18 protein-coding genes and 1 tRNA gene are annotated in these 19899 nt (G+C 40.6%); 7 read left to right on the plus strand and 12 right to left on the minus strand.

The window, feature by feature from the left end:
* Positions 1 to 16: 16 nt before the first annotated feature.
* The 5 genes from JKG64_RS15005 to JKG64_RS15025 all read right to left on the minus strand — a co-directional run bounded on the left by JKG64_RS15005 (position 17) and on the right by JKG64_RS15025 (position 6530).
* On the minus strand, positions 17 to 3355 hold the full coding sequence (locus tag JKG64_RS15005) for a SusC/RagA family TonB-linked outer membrane protein (RefSeq protein WP_210355145.1): 3339 nt from the start codon (positions 3353 to 3355) through the stop codon (positions 17 to 19).
* Between the two features lie 77 nt (positions 3356 to 3432).
* Complete coding sequence (locus JKG64_RS15010; protein WP_210355146.1) at positions 3433 to 4605, minus strand: FecR domain-containing protein; 1173 nt, start codon at positions 4603 to 4605, stop codon at positions 3433 to 3435.
* A 111-nt stretch (positions 4606 to 4716) separates the two neighbouring features.
* On the minus strand, positions 4717 to 5298 hold the full coding sequence (locus tag JKG64_RS15015; RefSeq protein WP_210355147.1) for an RNA polymerase sigma factor: 582 nt from the start codon (positions 5296 to 5298) through the stop codon (positions 4717 to 4719).
* 181 nt (positions 5299 to 5479) lie between these two features.
* The gene (locus tag JKG64_RS15020; protein WP_210355148.1) at positions 5480 to 6025 is read right to left on the minus strand and encodes an NADPH-dependent FMN reductase; all 546 of its coding nucleotides are present in this window, start codon (positions 6023 to 6025) and stop codon (positions 5480 to 5482) included.
* A gap of 4 nt (positions 6026 to 6029) precedes the next feature.
* A complete protein-coding gene (locus JKG64_RS15025; protein ID WP_210355149.1) occupies positions 6030 to 6530 on the minus strand; it encodes a DUF2480 family protein in 501 nt (166 codons plus the stop codon).
* Between the two features lie 309 nt (positions 6531 to 6839).
* Here JKG64_RS15025 and JKG64_RS15030 point away from each other — a divergent pair, with 309 nt between their 5' ends.
* The 6 genes from JKG64_RS15030 to JKG64_RS15055 all read left to right on the plus strand — a co-directional run bounded on the left by JKG64_RS15030 (position 6840) and on the right by JKG64_RS15055 (position 12069).
* A complete protein-coding gene (locus tag JKG64_RS15030) occupies positions 6840 to 7478 on the plus strand; it encodes a helix-turn-helix transcriptional regulator (RefSeq protein ID WP_210355150.1) in 639 nt (212 codons plus the stop codon).
* Positions 7479 to 7608: 130 nt separating this feature from the next.
* Complete coding sequence (rpsL, locus tag JKG64_RS15035) at positions 7609 to 8022, plus strand: 30S ribosomal protein S12 (RefSeq protein ID WP_002993550.1); 414 nt, start codon at positions 7609 to 7611, stop codon at positions 8020 to 8022.
* 19 nt (positions 8023 to 8041) lie between these two features.
* Positions 8042 to 8509 (plus strand): 30S ribosomal protein S7, encoded by a 468-nt coding sequence (rpsG, locus tag JKG64_RS15040; protein WP_022829265.1) that lies wholly within the window; start codon positions 8042 to 8044, stop codon positions 8507 to 8509.
* A 130-nt stretch (positions 8510 to 8639) separates the two neighbouring features.
* Entirely contained in the window at positions 8640 to 10763 is a 2124-nt protein-coding gene (gene fusA, locus JKG64_RS15045; RefSeq protein WP_210355151.1) for an elongation factor G, read from the plus strand.
* Positions 10764 to 10905: 142 nt separating this feature from the next.
* Positions 10906 to 11211, plus strand: coding sequence for a 30S ribosomal protein S10 (gene rpsJ / locus JKG64_RS15050; protein WP_013667229.1), 306 nt, complete (start codon positions 10906 to 10908; stop codon positions 11209 to 11211).
* A 141-nt stretch (positions 11212 to 11352) separates the two neighbouring features.
* Positions 11353 to 12069 carry a 3-ketoacyl-ACP reductase gene (locus JKG64_RS15055; RefSeq protein WP_210355152.1) on the plus strand — a complete coding sequence of 239 codons (717 nt, stop codon included), beginning with the start codon at positions 11353 to 11355 and terminating at the stop codon, positions 12067 to 12069.
* A 56-nt stretch (positions 12070 to 12125) separates the two neighbouring features.
* Here JKG64_RS15055 and JKG64_RS15060 read toward each other — a convergent pair whose 3' ends face one another.
* The 6 genes from JKG64_RS15060 to JKG64_RS15085 all read right to left on the minus strand — a co-directional run bounded on the left by JKG64_RS15060 (position 12126) and on the right by JKG64_RS15085 (position 18491).
* The gene (locus tag JKG64_RS15060) at positions 12126 to 12764 is read right to left on the minus strand and encodes an outer membrane beta-barrel protein (protein WP_210355153.1); all 639 of its coding nucleotides are present in this window, start codon (positions 12762 to 12764) and stop codon (positions 12126 to 12128) included.
* 338 nt (positions 12765 to 13102) lie between these two features.
* The gene (locus JKG64_RS15065) at positions 13103 to 14341 is read right to left on the minus strand and encodes a TCR/Tet family MFS transporter (protein WP_210355154.1); all 1239 of its coding nucleotides are present in this window, start codon (positions 14339 to 14341) and stop codon (positions 13103 to 13105) included.
* 691 nt (positions 14342 to 15032) lie between these two features.
* Entirely contained in the window at positions 15033 to 15557 is a 525-nt protein-coding gene (locus JKG64_RS15070; protein ID WP_210355155.1) for a DinB family protein, read from the minus strand.
* Positions 15558 to 15639: 82 nt separating this feature from the next.
* A complete protein-coding gene (locus JKG64_RS15075) occupies positions 15640 to 16575 on the minus strand; it encodes a siderophore ABC transporter substrate-binding protein (RefSeq protein ID WP_210355156.1) in 936 nt (311 codons plus the stop codon).
* A 27-nt stretch (positions 16576 to 16602) separates the two neighbouring features.
* Positions 16603 to 17553, minus strand: a complete 951-nt coding sequence (locus tag JKG64_RS15080; protein WP_210355157.1) for an iron chelate uptake ABC transporter family permease subunit — start codon at positions 17551 to 17553, stop codon at positions 16603 to 16605.
* Positions 17550 to 18491 (minus strand): ABC transporter permease, encoded by a 942-nt coding sequence (locus JKG64_RS15085; RefSeq protein WP_210355158.1) that lies wholly within the window; start codon positions 18489 to 18491, stop codon positions 17550 to 17552. Before JKG64_RS15085 ends, JKG64_RS15080 begins: the two co-directional genes overlap by 4 nt.
* A gap of 161 nt (positions 18492 to 18652) precedes the next feature.
* Between JKG64_RS15085 and JKG64_RS15090 the strand changes: the two genes are divergently transcribed.
* Complete coding sequence (locus JKG64_RS15090) at positions 18653 to 19639, plus strand: helix-turn-helix domain-containing protein (protein ID WP_210355159.1); 987 nt, start codon at positions 18653 to 18655, stop codon at positions 19637 to 19639.
* A 60-nt stretch (positions 19640 to 19699) separates the two neighbouring features.
* Here JKG64_RS15090 and JKG64_RS15095 read toward each other — a convergent pair.
* Positions 19700 to 19773 (minus strand) — tRNA-Met (locus JKG64_RS15095).
* Positions 19774 to 19899 lie beyond the last annotated feature (126 nt).

Raw genomic sequence — 19899 nt, forward strand, 5'->3', positions numbered from 1 at the left:
CTCGTCTTCTTTCGTATTAAAAGGATAAACTAACACCAAAACCTATATTCTTTTGTGTGGGATAAAACGCTCCATTAGTGCCACCATTGCCAACATTGGGTGTTTCAGGATCTATTCCCCCCTCTACCGTAGTCCAGGTAAAGAGATTCGACGCCTGCACATATACCCGCATGGTGCGTAAATGAGCTGATTTCAAGAAGTCGGCGGGGACTTGATAGGATAGCCTTAAATCCCGCAAGCGAACAAAGTCATCTTTCTCAAGATTGTTGTCATTTCGTCTACTATTATTGGTTGATCTGCCCTGCCTTGGATATCGAGCCCCTTCATTGCCTAGTCTCCAGGTATTCTCATACATATAAGCCCAGGTTGAGGTATTGCTATATTGAATATAACCTCCTAAACCCGCGTTGAAAAATGCCGTCAACATGAAATTTTTATAGTGAACATCAAATCCCAAACCTAAGTTATAGGGAGGAAAGCCGTAATTGTTATGCCAGTATTGATCTTCGGCAGTCAATTTTCCATCTCCATTGAGATCATTAAATTTTAAGTCTCCCGGTTTTATGGTTTTGTTTTTCATACCGTCCTGATCAACATGCCAGGCATCAATATCAGCCTGGTTCTGGAATAATCCCGCACTTTGATACACCAAGATATTATTAACGGAGCGCCCTTCCATTCGCTGATAATCGGGCAATTCGGAAGTTCCTTGGTCAACATAAACCGAGCGTACAAACGTAAAGTTTCCGTTGATCCCCAATTTCCAATCCGCATTGAACTGATGCTTGCTGGATATATTGAAGTCTATCCCCCGGTCACGCATCTTCGCAAAGTTTTGTATCGGTGCTCCAATACCAAATGTCTGTGGTAGTGTTACAGCTTTACTCAGCAGGATATCATAGCGGTTTTTTTGAAATACATCAACGACAAACCCAAGCTTTCCATTCCACAATGTAGCCTCTAAACCGATATTCTCCTGTCTATTCTTTGCCCAGGTGATACCGCGGTTGGGCATAGTACCGTTAGCTAAAAAGAAGGTAGGAGCAAAGGCAGTCCCAAACATATAAGCACTGGGATATTGATTACCGGTGTTAGCCACACGATAGGTATAATAGTAAGAGTTAGCACCTATGCCATCATCTCCTGTAAGCCCTATGGAAGCTCTTAGCTTTAACGCATTGACCGTACCACGTAAGGGTTCGAAGAATTCTTCTTTGGATATATTCCAGGCTGCTGATGCTCCAGGGAAGAAACCCCAACGATTACCAGGTGCGAAAATTGTAGATCCATCAAACCGAAAACTTCCCTCTAAAAAGTAACGCTCATCGTAGTTATAGTTAACACGTCCCACATAGCCTAAACGTGCCGACTGTGTACGTTTACCTGAAGTAACTTCCCCTGCCGTCGATCCAATATCGATGATATCCAATCCGGGAGCAATCAGGTTAATACGTTTATCCGTATTCGCATCAAAAGAAGATTCGGTAACGGTGAAAAGTCCCAATAAATCTACCCCATGAACACCAAACTTACGCTTATAGGTAACCCCTAAGTCTGCGGTATAAGTATTCCCATCATTTACTTGATCTTCAACCGAAGGCTTACCTGCTCCTGATACCAATCTGGTTCCTGTTGGTGAAGATGGATCCCATTGGTATAAAGGTACGGGGACAATATAATCTTTGACACGAGAGAAGCTCTTGTCCACAGCTATATTCCCATAAGCTGAAAGTCCAGGGACAGCCTTACTTTCCCAAGTTAATTTCCCCACCATGGTAATAAAATTGTCTTTGGTGTACCTATATCCTGCCCGATCAGAAATATCAGCCATTGGGTTTCGCCCTCCCCCTGTACCGACTCCAAAAGTACCATCATGCATATAAATCGGAGTCAATGGCGAAGAGTTTAATGCCGAAGAGAGGACACCAGATCCCCTGACATCTTGCTTGCCCCCACGATAACCGATATTAACCTGCGCTTTGAGTTGATCACTGAGCTTAAAATCTAAATTAGACTGCAAGGTATATCTCCTATATCCATTGCCCGCATACATACCATCCTGATCCGTAAAAGATCCCGAAACAAAATAACGTACAGCTTCAGTTCCGCCATTGATATTCATACTATGACTGTGTACTAGCGAAGAAGAATTCGTCAACAGGTCGATCCAATTGGTATTTGCAAAACGATAGGGAGCATATTGATTTCGGATGGTATCCAGTATCGCTGGAGAATAAGGGGCTACAAGACCATCGTTAATTGCCGCTTCATTCTGTGATAGCGCATACGTATAGCCATCCAACATTTCAATCATCCTTCCCGGTCTGCTCCATGTTGTATTATTCACATAGTTAAAACTTGGTTTCCCTATCTTACCGCGCTTTGTGGTAATAATAATCACTCCATTCGCAGCCCTTGATCCATACACTGCTCCGGCAGCATTATCTTTTAATACCGAAATACTTTCTACCTCGTTAGGATCTAGCTCTTGTAGGTTAAATTGCGACCCCGAATTTTGATCCCGAGGTACACCATCGATAACAAGTAACGGCGGTTGTGTATAAGAGGTAGTACGAACCATCAGTGTAGCATTATCTGATCCTGGCACACCGGAGCTGCTACGGGAAACCACACCTGGAAGACGCCCAGAAAACACCTGCGAGATATTGGTCGTAGGCATCTGTGTAATTTCTTCTGTCGTAATTGTAGAAACCGCTGTGGTTAGATTTTCTTTTTTCGCTGTCCCGTAGCCAATAACGACCATCTCCTCGAGTTCCTGATTTTGAAGCGTTAGGGTAATTTTATTTTCTACATCTGGCAAAAGCGTAGCTATCTTACCCACATACCCCACCATAGAAACACTGGCTTTCAGATTCTCCGTTCCCGGAATCAAAAAATAACCATTCTGATCACTCTGAAACTGATTCTCTACATTCGCAACGCGAATAGTAACCCCCGGCAACCCTAAGCCTTTTTCATCAAGGACACGTCCTTTGATATACTGCTGCTGTTGCTGTACACGTGATGCTGCCCGGCGCTTAAAGACAATCGTGCGATCGGCAAGAGTATAAGTAATTGGCTGCTCGATACAACAGCTCTCCAGAACTTCTTTTAATGGTCTGTCTTTAACATCAATATTGACTGGCTTAAAGGATTTGGCCAAATCTGGGGAATAGGCAAAATCATATCCCGTCTGTTTACGAAGCTCTCTTATAACTTCTTCTAGGCTAGCATTCTTGAACTTGAGGCTCACCTGCTGTGCACTCAGTCCGAAGGAGCTTGCCATCAATACGCCCATAACAACAGGTTTAATGCATTTTCTAGCACTGAAGGTGCTAAAAATACGATTTCCCATCTTTTTTTCAGTATCCGATTTAGGTTGCATATTAAAAATTGTAAATAGTTTCTTTTCTATAATTAAGGTTGGTTTTCTTATTTGGTTAGGTATACCTTATTGCCTTGAATACGATAATTGATCCCGATACTTTCATACAAAATCTTCAACATAGCATTCAATGGCTTATCACGAGAGACCTGCAATGTGATATACTGAGCCCTGGCTTCTTCACTACATTCAATCTGTACGCCATACCACCGCTCTAGAATCGGAATCAAGCTACCTAGACGCTTGCCATGCAAATAAAAATCACCCTCTTTCCAAGCGACATACTCTTGGACATCTACCGAACGGACCTGAATCGCATCGTCGACAATAGCCTGTTGGCCAGGTGCAAGGACGCGCTGCGCTCCATTTCGAATTATTTTCACTTTCCCTTCGACCAATGTCGTACGATAGGACGCTTGTCCACTATAAGCCTCCACATTGAACTGTGTACCCAATACCTCTACTTCATGTCCTCTGGAGCGGACAATAAAAGACTTGGCTATATGATGCTGGTATTTTTTACTGACTTCAAAATAAGCTTCTCCATTCAGCTCAACTGTCCTTTCGGTAGTACCTTTGAAAGTAGAGGGAAAACGTAAAGACGAAGCAGCATTGAGCCATACTTTGGTTCCATCTTCCAACTCTATCTGATAGTGTCCACCCTGAGGAACAGTGATGGTCTGCCATGTGACAGCAGATCCCGACTCACCTACGTCGGCTATAGATTCGCCATTCTCATACGCAATACCTGATGTCTGCACCTTGATCCCACCATGATGGTCATCTAGATTTACAAGCGTACCATCATCTAAGGATAGGGTAGCCACGTTTCCTTTGGAGTGGATCTGTATTTCCAAGGGTTCGACCTGCTGCTGGGTCAATTGCTGTGGAGCAGGAAGTCTAAACCAATAAAACGCAAACCCGGCGACAAGTAACACAGAAGCAGCAACAGCTCCCCAATAGAGTCGCAAGCGTCTACTCGGCGCCACAGTAACTTCCTCTGCTGGTTGTTCGATGATACCAAAGAGGATCTGGTCCCTAAGCGCTGGGCGCAAAGCGATTTCATCTTGTTCCTCTTCGAAGGACTTGCCTATCAACTCACGAACTACCTCTGCAGTAGACTCTTCGTTCATCAGCTGAAAAAGCTCACGCTTTTCGGCTTTGGAACAAGTTTGATTGATATAGCATATCCACAGATATTCTATCCTATCTCTATCCATAATTTGTTTTATGAAAATGGTAAAGTAGTAGACTGACGTACTTCATACTACCGCTTCGATACTGAAGACTTTGAAAAAAACAGGTCGGGTAGGTTTTTATTTAACTTTTTTTTATCTAATCAATAGAATGACTAAATAAGCTGGGAAACCGCTATTTATCAACACCATTCGCAGCTGTCTCAAGCTCTCTTTCATATGAAAATGAACTGTATGAGTCGATATATCCAGTTGTTCTGCCGCTTGTTGATAACTCATTCCTTCTATACGACACAATTGATAAACTTCTCGCTGTTTTGGGGTAAGGTGAGCCAAGGCCTGTTCAAGTACATGCTGTCCTTCTTTCGCATGGATACCCTCCTCCATACTATGGTCGACAAAATATTTATCATCTTCCCATTCTTCCAACTCTAGAAAATGTATTGCTTGAGACTTGAGCATATCGAAGGCCACATTCCGCGCTGTACGTATAAGGTAACCCTCCAACTGTTCGACCTCGAGCAACCTCGAGCGAAATTTCCAGATACGCAGGAATACTTCCTGTACCACCTCCTGCGCAAGGTTCTCCGACCGCGTCAGTTTAAGTGCAAACGCATTTACCTTAGGGCTAAAAAAATCAAATAGGGATGTAAAAGCCTGCTCATCTCCGGCAGCCAAAAGCTGAGTAAACTCCTGATTGAATGTAGGCTTTAACATGTATATGATTCTTATTGGGAGGCAAAGATAAAAAACTGAACAAGCATTGCATGCTTGTTCAATCGAGTAAATTTGTTCAGGTCACAAATTTACAATCCGATAACAGAAGGAGGCTATCCACTCCGCTAGATGAAATGTAACTATGATACCCCTTGCCGTTGAGAAGGCAAGGGGATATTAATTACTTATTAAAAGGAGAATGTAGCATGAGCTTGACCATCTTGTCAATTCTTTCCGTATACTCTTCCGTCAATTCCCGATTGGCTGTAAACAACTGTTTACGCTGCATCGGTAAGCTATAAGGTAATGTCCAGCCACGCAATGATTTGGCCACATCATCCATCCCATTAATCCCTTGCATCGCCTGTACCCCGTCAGCCCAACAGACAAGACCAATCAATTTGCCTGTCAAATAAGGCGCTTGTAATTTTGCACTGCACTCTAACCAATCGAGACAGTTTTTCATTACCCCGGTCATTCCTCCATGATAAAGAGGAGTGAGCCATACATGTAAATCAGCCTCTCTAAACATGATATTCATACGATCTACAGCATTGGGCACTTTATTGAGCGTTGTATCAAACAAGGGAACCCCAGAATCTGTAACTCTAAAAACATCGACAGAAGCATTTTCCGCCAGAAACTTTTCCTCAAAATACTTTGTTATTATTTCGGAAGTAGCTCCTTCTCTTCGGTCCAGCGAACCGTTAAACAATAATACCTTCATAAATCTATCTTTTAAAAATAACTTTAGGCATACCCGCCTCACCATACATCAACGTCGCGACTACTGGGCGCAACTTATCTACGACCACCATAAAAAGATCCGGATCAATTTTAGGATTGGCCTTTACAACGACCTTGGCTCCTTCCAAATGTGTAAATTCGGCCCGTACAAGCTCCTCTCGCCACAAGAGGTTCTTGACTTCATCCACTGTTCTATAGTCTACCCGTTTGGCAATACCATGTAACTTATCTGCCAGCATAAAATAAACCCAGGTCGGAATGATGGTATCTTCGCTGCAACCGATAGCAACTACCCTATCGGACAAAGCAGCCCAATCATACCGGGACAATTCTTCTTTAAACTCCTTTTCCTTTATGATAAGCCCCATAAACAGAAAGTCCTTGATGTCAAGAAAAAAAACTTCCTCCTGTGGCTCGTAATCCATCAGATCGACGGTTATAATACCGGATGCATGCACCTTGTTAAAAAAAACTTCTTCTTCCATATCCTACTTTTTAAAATACACAAATTAACTGGAGATCTACCAGCTCAATGTGAAGGGTTTACAAACCCAATATTACCTGTACAATGTAACAGTCGTAATGAATAAAATTAAAGAAACTTCGATAATCCATATTGCAAAAATGAGAAATGCGGATTAATAAAACAAGTTAAAACTTGTTTTATTAATCCGCATTAAAAAACGACCGAAGAGAGTTGATGGAGCCCCTGCAATATAATGTCAAATCAATAGAACAAACACTTTCAGAAAAAATAGGATTATCTTTGCGCCAGAACATAACAAACTGTACGAATGAAAAAAGAAAGTGTAGACCGTATCTTAATGATTATCAAAATGCGTGGAGAGGCTACACTTGCTTTAATAGCATCTGAACTGGGCATTACCAAGGAAGGTGCCCGTCAGCATCTCCATCGTCTGATCCAATCCGAACTGGTGGTCTCTGAACAACGGAGCGAGGGCGTAGGGCGTCCAACGATATACTACGCGCTCACAGAAAAAGGTTTTTCACGCTTCCCTGATACGCATGCTCAGGTTACTGTTGATTTATTGCATGCCGTAAAAAGCCTTTTGGGAGACGACGCCTTAGACCTTTTGATTTCGGACCGGGAACAACAGACCTATACCCGATATGCTGCTGCACTAACGGGATTAGATACCATAGAAAGTCGATTGGAGAAGCTTGGTCAACTGCGTAGCGAGGAAGGATACATGGCAGAATGGAAGAAAGAAGAGGATGTCTATTATTTTATAGAGAGCCACTGCCCTATCTGTGCGGCGGCCACAGCCTGTCAGGGGTTTTGTCGGGCCGAGCTGCAGAACTTTATCAAACTGTTTGGACCTGCATACGAGATCAAACGGCTGGAGCATATCCTCGCCAAGGATAGGCGCTGTGTATATGAAATCAAGAAATCGCCCAAGGCAACTAAATAGTTTTTCAAACCAGAGGTTTCAAAATGTTGAAACATTTTATATCCTAACTATTTACAGTTCAAAATATTCTTTATATCTTTGCGGACTTTAATAGTATTTTTAAACAAAATTTAAAAACAAAAACAGGTAAATGCCTACTATTCAACAATTAGTTAGAAAAGGTAGAGTAGCTCTGGTTGACAAGAGTAAGTCACCAGCGTTGGACTCATGTCCACAGCGAAGAGGTGTATGTACACGTGTATATACTACTACCCCTAAAAAACCAAACTCAGCAATGCGTAAAGTAGCTCGTGTACGTTTAACAAACGGTAAAGAGGTCAACGCTTACATCCCTGGAGAAGGTCACAACTTACAAGAGCACTCGATCGTTTTGATCCGTGGTGGTCGTGTTAAAGATTTACCAGGTGTGCGTTACCACATCATCCGTGGTGCATTAGATACTTCAGGTGTAGCAGGTCGTAACCAACGTCGTTCTAAGTATGGAACTAAGCGTCCTAAACCAGGACAAGCAGCTGCAGCTCCAGCAAAAGGCAAAAAGAAATAATTAAACGGAGGAAAGAAAAATGAGAAAATCAAAACCAAAAAAGAGAATCATTTTACCTGATCCAAAGTTTAACGACGTTCAGGTAACACGTTTTGTAAACAATATGATGTTTGACGGTAAGAAATCTATCGCTTACTCTATTTTTTACGATGCAGTAGAATTAGTAGAACAAAAAACACAAGAGAACGGACTAGAAGCTTGGAAAAAAGCTTTGAACAACGTAATGCCTGCAGTAGAGGTTAAATCTCGCCGTGTTGGTGGTGCCAACTTCCAAGTTCCTATGGAAGTACGTCCAGAGCGTAAAATCGCTTTAGGGATGAAATGGTTAATTTCTTACGCTCGCAAGCGTGGTGAAAAAACTATGTTCGAAAAATTAGCAGGAGAGATCATTTCAGCTTCTAAAGGTGAAGGTGCTGCTGTGAAGAAGAAAGAAGATACGCATAAAATGGCGGAAGCTAACAAAGCGTTCTCACACTTCAGATTCTAATTTTGAAAACGACAAAACAAATATGATTACACCGATCGCAGATAAAGATTTCCATCATTATCACGATCGGTGTACTTATTTAAACTGTTAAAATTAAACAGCCTCCCAAAGGCAAACTGCAAAAAATAAAATGGCAAAAGATTTAAAATTAGTTAGAAATATCGGTATCGCTGCTCACATCGATGCTGGTAAAACAACAACTACAGAACGTATACTCTTCTACTCTGGTGTAAACCACAAATTGGGAGAGACTCACGAAGGTTCTGCGACTACAGACTGGATGGCACAAGAGCAAGAGCGTGGTATCACGATCACATCTGCAGCTGTAACTGTATTCTGGAACTACCGTAACAAAAAATACCAAGTAAACGTAATCGATACTCCTGGACACGTGGATTTCACGGTTGAGGTAAACCGTTCGTTACGTGTACTAGATGGTCTAGTTTTCTTGTTCTCAGCAGTTGATGGTGTTGAACCTCAATCAGAGACTAACTGGAGATTGGCTGATGGATACAAAGTACCTCGTATTGGTTTCGTTAACAAAATGGACCGTTCAGGTGCTGACTTCTTGAAAGTAGTTGGCCAAGTAAAATCTATGTTAGGATCAAATGCTGTCGCTTTACAATTACCAATCGGTGCGGAAGATGGTTTCGAAGGTGTAGTTGACTTGATCAACAACCGTGGTATGGTATGGAATGAGGCAGACAAAGGAATGACTTTTACTGAAGTTCCTATTCCTGCGGACATGTTGGACGAGGTAGCTGAGTACCGTGAGAAATTATTAGAAGCTGTTGCTTCTTATGATGAGACTTTGATGGAGAAATTCTTCGAAGATCCAAACTCATTGACTGAGCGCGAAATCTTAGATGCTTTACGTAAAGCAGTATTGGACAACGCAATCGTTCCTATGGTATGTGGTTCATCTTTCAAAAACAAAGGTGTACAGACCATGCTTGATTTAGTAATGGAGTTATTACCTTCACCTCTTGATATCGAAGCGGTAAAAGGTACAAACCCTAACACTGGTGAAGAAATCGAGCGTAAGCCATCTGAAGCTGAGCCATTCGCTGCTTTAGGTTTCAAAATTGCGACTGACCCATTCGTAGGCCGTCTATGTTTTGTACGTGCTTACTCAGGTGTATTAGACGCTGGTTCGTATGTATTAAACACACGTTCAGGAAACAGAGAGCGTATCTCTCGTATCTTCCAAATGCACGCTAACAAACAAAACCCAATCGAAAGAATCAGTGCGGGTGATATCGGTGCAGTTGTAGGTTTCAAAGACATCAAAACAGGTGATACACTATGTGACGAAAAGAATCCTATCGTTCTTGAGTCAATGCAATTCCCAGAACCAGTTATCGGTTTAGCGATCGAGCCTAAAACTCAAGCTGACGTAGATAAATTAGGTATCGGCTTAAGTAAATTGGCTGAAGAGGATCCTACATTCGTAGTAAAAACTGACGAAGAGACTGGTCAGACTGTAATCTCAGGTATGGGTGAGCTTCACTTGGATATCTTGATCGACCGTCTACGTCGCGAATTTAAAGTTGAGGTAAACCAAGGTGCTCCTCAAGTAGCATACAAAGAGTCTATCAAAGGTAGCACTGAACACCGTGAGGTTTACAAAAAACAATCAGGTGGTCGTGGTAAATTTGCGGATATCAAAGTTGTTATCTCTCCTGTTGACGAAGATTACGATAATACGAAATCAGCTTTACAATTTGTAAACGAAATCGTTGGTGGTGCTATCCCTAAAGAGTACATCCCTTCTGTTCAAAAAGGTTTCGAAGCATCTTTGAACAATGGTGTATTAGCTGGATACCCACTATCAGGAATGAAAGTTCGTTTGATCGATGGTTCATTCCACGCAGTCGATTCAGATGCTTTATCATTTGAATTGGCAGGAAAAATGGCATACCGTAATGCATTACCTAAATGTTCTCCAGTATTGATGGAGCCTATCATGAAGGTAGAAGTATTGACTCCAGAAGAAAACATGGGTGATGTAATGGGTGACTTGAACCGTCGTCGTGGTCAGATGCAAGGTCTAGACACACGTAATGGTGCTCAAGTAATCAAAGCTATCGTACCTCTTTCTGAGATGTTTGGTTACGTAACACAATTACGTACTATCACTTCAGGTCGTGCGACTTCAACTATGGAATTTGACCACTATGCAGAGGCACCACGTAACGTACAAGACGACGTGATTGCTAAATCTAAAGGTAGAGTTAAAAGTATAGAAGACTAATAATTGAGAGTAAGGATAAAGTAGCAAAGATGAAGGACATGTCTTTGATCTTTGCTACTTCCCTCCTTAATCCAAAGACAGATAAACCGGTCGCTGGTTGCGAATAGCTCTAATCAGCGGTCATCTTTAAAAACAAATAAAAATGAGCCAAAGAATCAGAATCAAATTGAAATCTTACGATTACAATTTAGTTGACAAATCAGCTGAGAAAATCGTAAAAACAGTAAAACCTACAGGTGCAGTTGTTAGTGGTCCTATTCCATTGCCTACTGAGAAAAAAATCTATACGGTATTACGTTCACCACACGTTAACAAAAAAGCACGTGAGCAATTCCAATTGTGTTCTTACAAGAGATTGTTAGACATCTACTCATCTAACTCAAAAACAGTTGATGCGTTGATGAAATTAGAATTACCTTCAGGTGTTGAAGTTGAAATCAAAGTGTGATAGATTTCAGTTACTGAAAAAGAAAAGCCTTCTTGTTAGAGAAGGCTTTTTTTATGGATACAAGCGAAGCCATCCTGTTAAATAAACGTAAACTCTACACGGAATGGGTGCAAGGGTACAAACTATTGCCTAATTTTGTATATGGAGAATTTAAAAGGAAAGAATGCACTCATCACCGGTGGCGGTAGAGGCTTAGGTAAGGCAACTGCCCTAGCGTTTGCCAAAGAAGGCATCAACGTAGCGATTACAGGCAGGAATGAACAACTATTGAAAGAGACCATCGCTGAGCTAACAGCTCTTGGAGTACAGGCGACTTATGCGGTCTTTGACGTGGCTGATTTTGACGCTGTGACGATGGCTATAGCCAAATTAAACGCGGACTTTGGAACATTCGACATTCTGGTCAACAATGCAGGCGTAGCCGCTTTTGGATCGGTATTGGATATGGATCCAGAAACCTGGAAAGACATTATCGAAACCAATCTATTGGGCACCTATTATGTCACTAAAGCGGTACTACCACAGCTTATAGAAAAGAATGAGGGAGATATCATTAATGTATCTTCTACCGCAGGTCTGAATGGCGCAGCCACCACGTCCGCATACAGTGCTTCCAAATTTGGCGTTATTGGTTTCTCAGACTCACTGATGCGCGAAGTACGTAAAAACAACATCCGTGTGTGTACACTAATGCCAAGTACTATTGCATCGGATATGTCCAAAGAACTGAAGCTCACAGACGGCAATCCAGAGACCGTGCTACAACCGGAAGACTTTGCCGAACTCATTGTAGCTAATCTAAAATTACCACGTAGAGCGATGCTAAAATCAGCTTCATTGTGGTCTACAAATCCATAGATAACAAAAAAGCCTCACAAATGTGAGGCTTTTTATTTTTTGAACTTCTATTCAAATTAGAATTTGAAAGTCAAACCGAATTTAGCAGTATTGAAGAAGTTATTGAAAACATTTACGTTAGTATTGAATTCAGTCTCCGCTTTAGCACCGTCTACATCAGCTTTACGTGAGTTGAAAGAAACAACATCAGCGAAAGCAAAGTTAACAGCGATTTTCTCCGTTAAGAAGAAGTTAGCACCGATACCTGCATTAGCACCAAATCCATTGAATTTAGCTGCATCAGTTTTAACATCACCTACTTTTTTCTCACCAATTTTTTCGTTCATGTAACCAACACCTACCTCAGTGTAAGTTTTGAAACGTGAACCAACTTCTAAGAAGTAGTAACGTCCGAAAGCACCAACACCAAAGTTTTTGTCTGTAGCTACAGTTTTGATATCAGCTGCATAAGTAGTTTTTTTATCTTGACCGAAACCGAAGTCAACTCCCACTGCGATTTTATCAGTTACGAAGTAACCAGCTTTAGGATTAAAGTTAAATCCTGATGTTTTAGCTTTTGTTCCTTTATCATTAGTGTTTGAAGAGTTGAAGTTACCTTCTACGATGAAGTTACCTTTTTCAAAACCAAATTCTTGTGCTTGAGAAGCAGCAGTCAAACCTGCAACAGCAGTTAATGTAAGTAAAAATTTTTTCATATCTTTTTAATTTATATTTAACAATGGCAAATGTAGAACTTTTTAAAATCAAAAAAAGAACAAAAAGTCTTCTAATTGTCACAACAACTAAAACAATGAAATAAAAAACTAAAAATCAATTAGTTACAAATGTAACAATTGTGTTTTTTATCAAAATCCAATAAAAACGGCACCTTTTATACAATAATATCAAGAAAAAAAGCATTTTAACACTGACTATTAATCAATAATAGTCAATTATTTAAAAGGTTTCAAACGAAACTATAAAAACAGCTCTAAAAATTTTGAGCGAATGAAATTTTAGAGCTGTTTTGGTCAATACCGACTGCCCCATCCGCTTACACCTTCAGCTCTGAGACGTCCTTCGACTGTTGCTTATACATTCGAAAACAACAAAGAGCCAAACCGATACCTGTTAGTCCAGCCGATAATAGAAAAGGCATCCCAGGAAAATAAAACTCCGCCCCATCTCTTGTGAAGTAAGAGAAGCTGGAAGTCATAATCGGTGGAGCGACAAAAGTCGTAAATCCGAGCAAGCAACCTAGAACTCCCTGGAGCGCTCCTTGTTCGTTGTCAGGCACGCTAAGGGAAAGAATACTTTGCATAGCTGTTCCTTGAATACCTCCAATAATAAATACAATTATTCCTCCGAATAATAACCATTGCATATCTGTGAAAGCAAAAATTAAAAACCCCAGTAGAATGCAACATAATCCACCAATCAACATCTTCCATTCCCCTATCCTATCCGTCAGAAAAGCTACTCCACATAATTGTACAATAATAGAAAGCGCACCAATAAATGCCAAGGAATATCCCACCATTGCGTTACTCCAACGAAACTTCTCAATCGTAAAAAATGACCATACACTCTCCATACTGTGGGTAGCCATAGAAACAAATAACATCGCGATCACCAACGACCAAACGGCAGGGAGTCTCCTCAATTGTACAAGAGCTCCCAAAGGGTTCGCTTTTTTCCAATCAAATTTTCGACGATTATGTTTCTCCAATGACTCTTCAAAGAAAAAGTAGCCGAATACAAAATTGACCAGACTCAGGATTGCCGAAAAGAGAAAAGGCATATGTGTTCCCCATTGGGCCAGTACGCCTCCTATTGCAGGGCCTAGTATAAACCCCGCACCAAAAGCTGCATTTATAAAGCCGAAATATTTTGTTCGATCTTTTCCTGTACTGATATCGGCAATACAGGCCGATGCTACCGAAAAACTCGCTCCGGTCATGCCAGCAATTGTCCGCCCCCAAAATAACCAAAGTATGTTAGGGGCAAAAGCCAAGAAAACACAATCAATTCCAAATCCGAATAAGGAACTCAAAAGTACAGGACGACGACCATAAGCATCGCTAAGATTCCCCAGTATAGGAGCGAATACAAATTGCATAAAAGCATAACTGAAAGAAAGCCAACCTCCATACTGGGCGGCAGTACTAATATCGGTGTGCAATAAATCGGTCAGTAATTGTGGTAACACAGGAAAAATAATTCCAAAACCAGCGGTATCTATCGTGACCACTATAACGATAAAAACTAGAGTATATCTCTGTTTAGATTTCATATTGATGTGACAATAATAAATAAGCCACTATGCCTGACGCATAATGTCTGTTAACAATATATTTTAATACATGGAATGCACTTCGATCAGAAGTGATCAAAGCGTAGTTCTATAGAAAAGAATATTTTTATTACTGCCGCATAATAGCACAAAGGTATTAAAAAGAAAGCTTAACATCAAAATTTCCTGACCAATACAAACAATCAGCTTAGATTTTATCTTTTGGGTCCATCTTCTATCTCCCCTACGGTTGGAAGACTTATTATACAACAGACCTTATATATTATCTTAAGGTCTTATTTTACGCAGCGATTTATTCGAATGGTCTTTTAATGGTGCATCTACCCTTCTTCAAGAATACTGGGGGACAAGTTCGGGATAGCGTTGGTTGTTGTTTGCCTATCGTTTGCCTTGGAGGCGAAGTGAAGGCAAAGGAATACCGAAGGGTAGGCGAAGTTGTCCCAAAGAAACCCCGAAGCAGGTACAGTGCTATATCGAAGGACAACCGAAGCTACACCAGACTTGAGGGGACTTGAACGGACTTAAGGAGAGTTGAGGAGACTTTTATACTTCGAATACTAACTCGAAGTGTAAGTCACCTTTTTATCTCCTAATTACTATCTTTCAAAAAGCAAAAGCCTAAGCTACTCTGGCACAACTCGAAGAACATGCAGTCGTTTAGAACCTGCACTTACACATTAGAATCGTTTAACAAAATTTTAATCTGTTTGAGATGGTGGATCGGGTGGTATCCCATTAAATAGAAAATTTCCCGGACACTCATTTTACCTAATAGAGGATGTGGTATGACTAAGCGATCCAGTTCATCTTCTTCGTAAAGCCCCAACAGCGCTTCTATCTTTTCAAGATCACCTTGGATGGTCGTCGTAATGGTTTCTTTTTCCGCCAAACTAACTTCCGCAGGAGGCAAGAACTGCTCCGGAGCTTTTAGACTGGTTTGGGTATAATTATCCAGAACTGTTTGGTAGTCCCAACTCTCCCTTTCTAATAGGCCGAACATCTGAGCTAGATATTCTTTCGATGCCAATGCTCTGGTAAACGGGACTATCGTCAATGCGATATGATTTAACTGTTGCCCAGCTGTCCATTTCCCTTCTCGGGTGTAGAGGTATTCTTTTTCGTTCAATTGGTCTATATAATCCACCGCGGTTTGATGGTTTTTTACGAACGTTTCAATTAATTGGTGCTTTGTCATATTCAAAAGTGATTAGCTATATGAACCTAAAAGTACCAATAAAAGCTCTAAGTTTCCTTAGAGCTTTTCAATAAATATTTTACTATAAGGCCTGATTTACCTCATCAATCATTCTGTTGATAGAAATCACTCCTCCTCCCGCTAGATACCATGTTTCGGAATCTAAGTACACAATCTTTCCATTTTTAAAGGCGTTTGTGCGTTGGATCAATTTGTTCTCAACTTCCTCTTTGTTTAATGGAGTATCACCAATAGCGGCACTTCTATCCACCACAAATAAGATATCAGGATTGGTCTCTGCAATAAATTCGTTAGAAGTTTTCGTGCCATGAAGATGGGTATCTAAACCTTTTGCTGCCTCCTGTACACCTAGAATATCGTGGATAAGACCAAAGCGTGAACCACTGCCATAAGCACTAAAACGTCCTTTGTTATGTAATACGACTAACGCCTTTGCATCGGATTTCCCTGCTTTTTCTTTGACCGATGCGGCCTTCTCCTTGATAGCGGCTAGGGAAGCTTCAAACTCTTTTTCCTTACCGAAGATCTTACCCAGGTTGGTGGTATTTTTCGCTAATGCACCGAACTGGTCTTTTGTATCCCAGACAGGGATAATAGTCGGGGCAATTTTAGAAATCTGTTCATAGGAATCTTTCAGCCTTCCTCCGATAATGATTAAATCAGGATTCAGCTCATTCAATTTTTCGATATTAGCCTCAACCAGATTCCCCAGGTCAGCAATGCTCTCATCGTCCTTATATTTTGAAAGATACTTTGGCACTCCTGTTTTGGGGATACCTACCGGCTTTACGCCTATAAAGTCTAGGTTTTCCAATTGACTAAAGTCCAATACGACTACTCTTTTGGGATTGACCGGCACATCTACCGTTCCCAATTCATGAGTTATGGTGACTTTATCGTTAGATCCTTCACCTTCAGTCTTACTTTGGCTGGCATTGTTACATCCCGTAAAAGCGACTGTTATCGCCAATGCGAATAAAAAAACAGATTTTTTCATATGTATATTATTTAAACAGAATTAGCACTATATTTTTTTGACTTTTAACAATAGATACAGGAAATATATCCCTCCCACTAGGTTGATAATCGTACTGATAGGGGTAGAAAAATTAAGTATCCGTTCCATAATGAACTGCCCTCCGACAATAGCAACAATAGCTACCAGGCAACAGGCAGGAATAACCAATCCGTGGCGCTGTGACTTAATCAATTGGTAAGTTACATTGGTCACCAACAAGCCTAGAAAGGCGATAGGACCGATTAGCGCTGTTGAAACCGATACAAGAATAGCAATGATAATAAAGAAGGTCTTCACCACCTTAGGGTAATCCACCCCAAGACTAATTGCTTGATCACGTCCCAAAGCAAGTACATCGAGATACCGATTCATTCGAAAACCGAAGAGCAGAACGATTACCAAAATACCTGTAGCATACCATAGCAAGCTTTCATTGATCTTATTGAAAGAGGCAAACATCTTTCCCTGGATAATGAAAAAGTTATTGGGATCAATCAATAGCTGCATAAAAGAGCTGAACGTATTGAACAAAATCCCTAGTACCAGTCCCACCAATAGCAACAAATACATATTGTTGCGCCCTCTTCTATAAATCAGAAAATAAAGCAGAAAGGAAAATCCGATCATGAATAGAACCGACAGCAAGAAATTGTCAAAACTATTAAGAACACGGAAAGTCATATCGCCGTATACAAACACGATTATGGTCTGCAATAGCATATAGACTGATTCAAATCCCATAATAGAAGGGGTTAAAATCCTATTGGCAGTGATCGTCTGAAAAGCAACAGAGGAATAAGCAACACAACAAGCTACGACAAGCATCGCGACCAACTTGATGGACCTTAATTCTAATGCAAACCGCCAACTAGTCCCAAGATTATAGCCTAAGAATAAACCTATAATAATAAGGGCCAATAATAGTAATAGCAAAACTCTCTTCTTGTTCTCCTTCATTTCTTGCGCAATAAAAGAAGGAGAAATAGTATACCTCCAATAAAACCAACGACCATACCTATCGGAACCTCGAAAGGGAAAATGATTACCCTTCCGATAATGTCACAGATCAGCAGGAAAATAGCTCCCCATAGTGCAACATAAGGAAGTGTCTTCTTAATATTATCGCCATATACCATACTGACTATATTCGGAACGACCAACCCCAGAAAAGTAATAGAACCGGCAGTGATAATGACAGTACTAACCGTTAAGGAGACACATAATACCCCTATATTCATAACAGCTTTGTAATTCAGGCCAAGATTTTTGGAGAAATCCCGCCCCATCCCTACGACCGCAAACTTATTGGCATATAGATAAGTAACTATTATCGCAGGTAGACTGACGTAAATAAGCTCGTACTGCCCCTGCAAAATACCTGAAAAATCACCCATCATCCAGGCGTTCATATCTTGCACTAAATTATGGTTGACAGCGAAAAAAGTAGCGATAGAGTTCAGAATACCTCCAAACATAAGTCCTACTAATGGAATAAAAATAACGTTGCGGAATCGTATACGTTCCGTAATAAATAAGAAGAGTAAGCTACCTAGAAATGTAAAACAGAACGCAAAAGCCCCTTTTACAAGCATACTAGATGCTGGAATAAGAAACATCCCTGCCAATAAGCCCATCTTGGCTGCTTCTAATGTCCCAGCTGTAGTGGGTGACACAAATTTATTCTGTGTCATCTGTTGCATAATAAGGCCACATACACTCAATCCGATTCCAGCTAGCATCAAGGATATCGTCCTTGGTATGCGACTCAAAGACACAATAGAAATCTTGTCCACATCCCATCGAAGAATATCTGATACAGAAATATCGGCCACTCCTACAAATAAGGAGAGTATAGAAAAAAATAATAAAACGAATATAAGTAGTGTTGTCTTCAACTCCTTAGCCCAGTATTTGAAACAATTAACAGAATCATTACAATGATATGCCTTAAAGCTATTCTTATTAAGACTTATTATAAATATATTTGCAAAGCTAGATTTATCTAAATGCAAGAGGTTAACAAAACAGGATGATTATTTAATATAAAGGGATTAAAATGAGGCTTTCAGCAAAGTTGAAACAGGTTGACAGGTATTATATCCAAAAGGAAATAGACGATGCCTATAACAGGTCTACCCTACTGGACGAAAGGGAAGTTGACATTGTAGAAGACAGAATAGGCCAAATCACCTACAAACAGATGTCCTGCGGGGGCATGTTGTTAATTGATGTAACAATGACCCTGCAACATGCTATGACGGATATCTTCAAGATAGACGGTGAAAGTGTCATGATGGAGTTTATGTTTGACTCTAAAATAGAAGCTGATATTGATAAGCTAACACACTCTACATGGGATCTAGCCAACACACATAATATAACCTTCTCTAAAAACTACCAAGGACGGTTTAAAATACCTCCAAACATCCCTGTTCAGTTTCTAATCATCATCCTCTCTAAGGAGTATTATTTTAACCTCATTCCGAAAGACTATATACTGCATCAAGAGTTTGCAAATAATATCTTCGAACAAAAGACAGCCACCCTATCCGGCACGATGCTGCAGTTCAACCCGTCTATGCATGCTGTCATTCACGAAATAAGGTCATGCACTAGAAAAGGAGAGTTAAAACGCCTCTATATTGAGAATAAAATACAAGAGCTCCTCTTATTGCAACTCGAAATAAACCAAAAGCAACATCTTCTATATAATAGATCAGGCTTGAATGACCGTGACCATAAAAAGCTACTGGAAGCCAAGAATATATTAGACATCGGCTTTAGAGATGCCCCAGGAATTCCGGAGCTTGCTCGTATGAGCTATCTCAATGAGTTCAAGCTCAAAAAAGGCTTCAAATCCTGTTTTGGCATGACCATAAAGAGTTATGTCATTTCTTTACGGATGAGACATGCCATAGATTTATTGAATGAAGAGAAACATAGTATAACCGAAATTGCCTACCTGTGCGGATATAATGGCATCGTACAGTTCTCCTCTGCATTTAAAGCGTATTATGGTTACGCTCCGAGTAATATGAAATAAATGGGATTTTTCGGGGGAATAAATAACAAAAGCTCCAAGTTTCCTTGAAGCTTTTTATAGTAGCGGGGAGCAGGATCGAACTGCCGACCTCAGGGTTATGAATCCTGCGCTCTAACCATCTGAGCTACCCCGCCGTTTCAGTGATGCAAATATAGCAATAAGGAATTATTTTCAAAGTAATTTTTTAGAGATTTTAATAATTTTATAACCTTCAAAAAAGCCCCCTTACGCAATTATCTAAGAATGAAAGCTGTAACATG

It is taken from the genome of Sphingobacterium tabacisoli, from assembly GCF_017908035.1.
Classification (GTDB): Bacteria; Bacteroidota; Bacteroidia; order Sphingobacteriales; family Sphingobacteriaceae; genus Sphingobacterium; species Sphingobacterium tabacisoli.

Coding starts and splice junctions, on each gene's coding strand:
- JKG64_RS15020 (WP_210355148.1), bottom strand. CDS start 6,025: ATGAAGGTATTATTGTTTAACGGTTCGCTGGACCGAAGAGAAGGAGCT.
- JKG64_RS15070 (WP_210355155.1), bottom strand. CDS start 15,557: ATGACAAAGCACCAATTAATTGAAACGTTCGTAAAAAACCATCAAACC.
- JKG64_RS15090 (WP_210355159.1), top strand. CDS start 18,653: ATGAGGCTTTCAGCAAAGTTGAAACAGGTTGACAGGTATTATATCCAA.
- JKG64_RS15030 (WP_210355150.1), top strand. CDS start 6,840: ATGAAAAAAGAAAGTGTAGACCGTATCTTAATGATTATCAAAATGCGT.
- JKG64_RS15055 (WP_210355152.1), top strand. CDS start 11,353: ATGGAGAATTTAAAAGGAAAGAATGCACTCATCACCGGTGGCGGTAGA.
- JKG64_RS15025 (WP_210355149.1), bottom strand. CDS start 6,530: ATGGAAGAAGAAGTTTTTTTTAACAAGGTGCATGCATCCGGTATTATA.
- JKG64_RS15075 (WP_210355156.1), bottom strand. CDS start 16,575: ATGAAAAAATCTGTTTTTTTATTCGCATTGGCGATAACAGTCGCTTTT.
- JKG64_RS15060 (WP_210355153.1), bottom strand. CDS start 12,764: ATGAAAAAATTTTTACTTACATTAACTGCTGTTGCAGGTTTGACTGCT.
- rpsG (WP_022829265.1), top strand. CDS start 8,042: ATGAGAAAATCAAAACCAAAAAAGAGAATCATTTTACCTGATCCAAAG.
- JKG64_RS15005 (WP_210355145.1), bottom strand. CDS start 3,355: ATGGGAAATCGTATTTTTAGCACCTTCAGTGCTAGAAAATGCATTAAA.
- rpsJ (WP_013667229.1), top strand. CDS start 10,906: ATGAGCCAAAGAATCAGAATCAAATTGAAATCTTACGATTACAATTTA.
- JKG64_RS15080 (WP_210355157.1), bottom strand. CDS start 17,553: ATGAAGGAGAACAAGAAGAGAGTTTTGCTATTACTATTATTGGCCCTT.
- JKG64_RS15065 (WP_210355154.1), bottom strand. CDS start 14,341: ATGAAATCTAAACAGAGATATACTCTAGTTTTTATCGTTATAGTGGTC.
- JKG64_RS15015 (WP_210355147.1), bottom strand. CDS start 5,298: ATGTTAAAGCCTACATTCAATCAGGAGTTTACTCAGCTTTTGGCTGCC.
- rpsL (WP_002993550.1), top strand. CDS start 7,609: ATGCCTACTATTCAACAATTAGTTAGAAAAGGTAGAGTAGCTCTGGTT.
- fusA (WP_210355151.1), top strand. CDS start 8,640: ATGGCAAAAGATTTAAAATTAGTTAGAAATATCGGTATCGCTGCTCAC.
- JKG64_RS15010 (WP_210355146.1), bottom strand. CDS start 4,605: ATGGATAGAGATAGGATAGAATATCTGTGGATATGCTATATCAATCAA.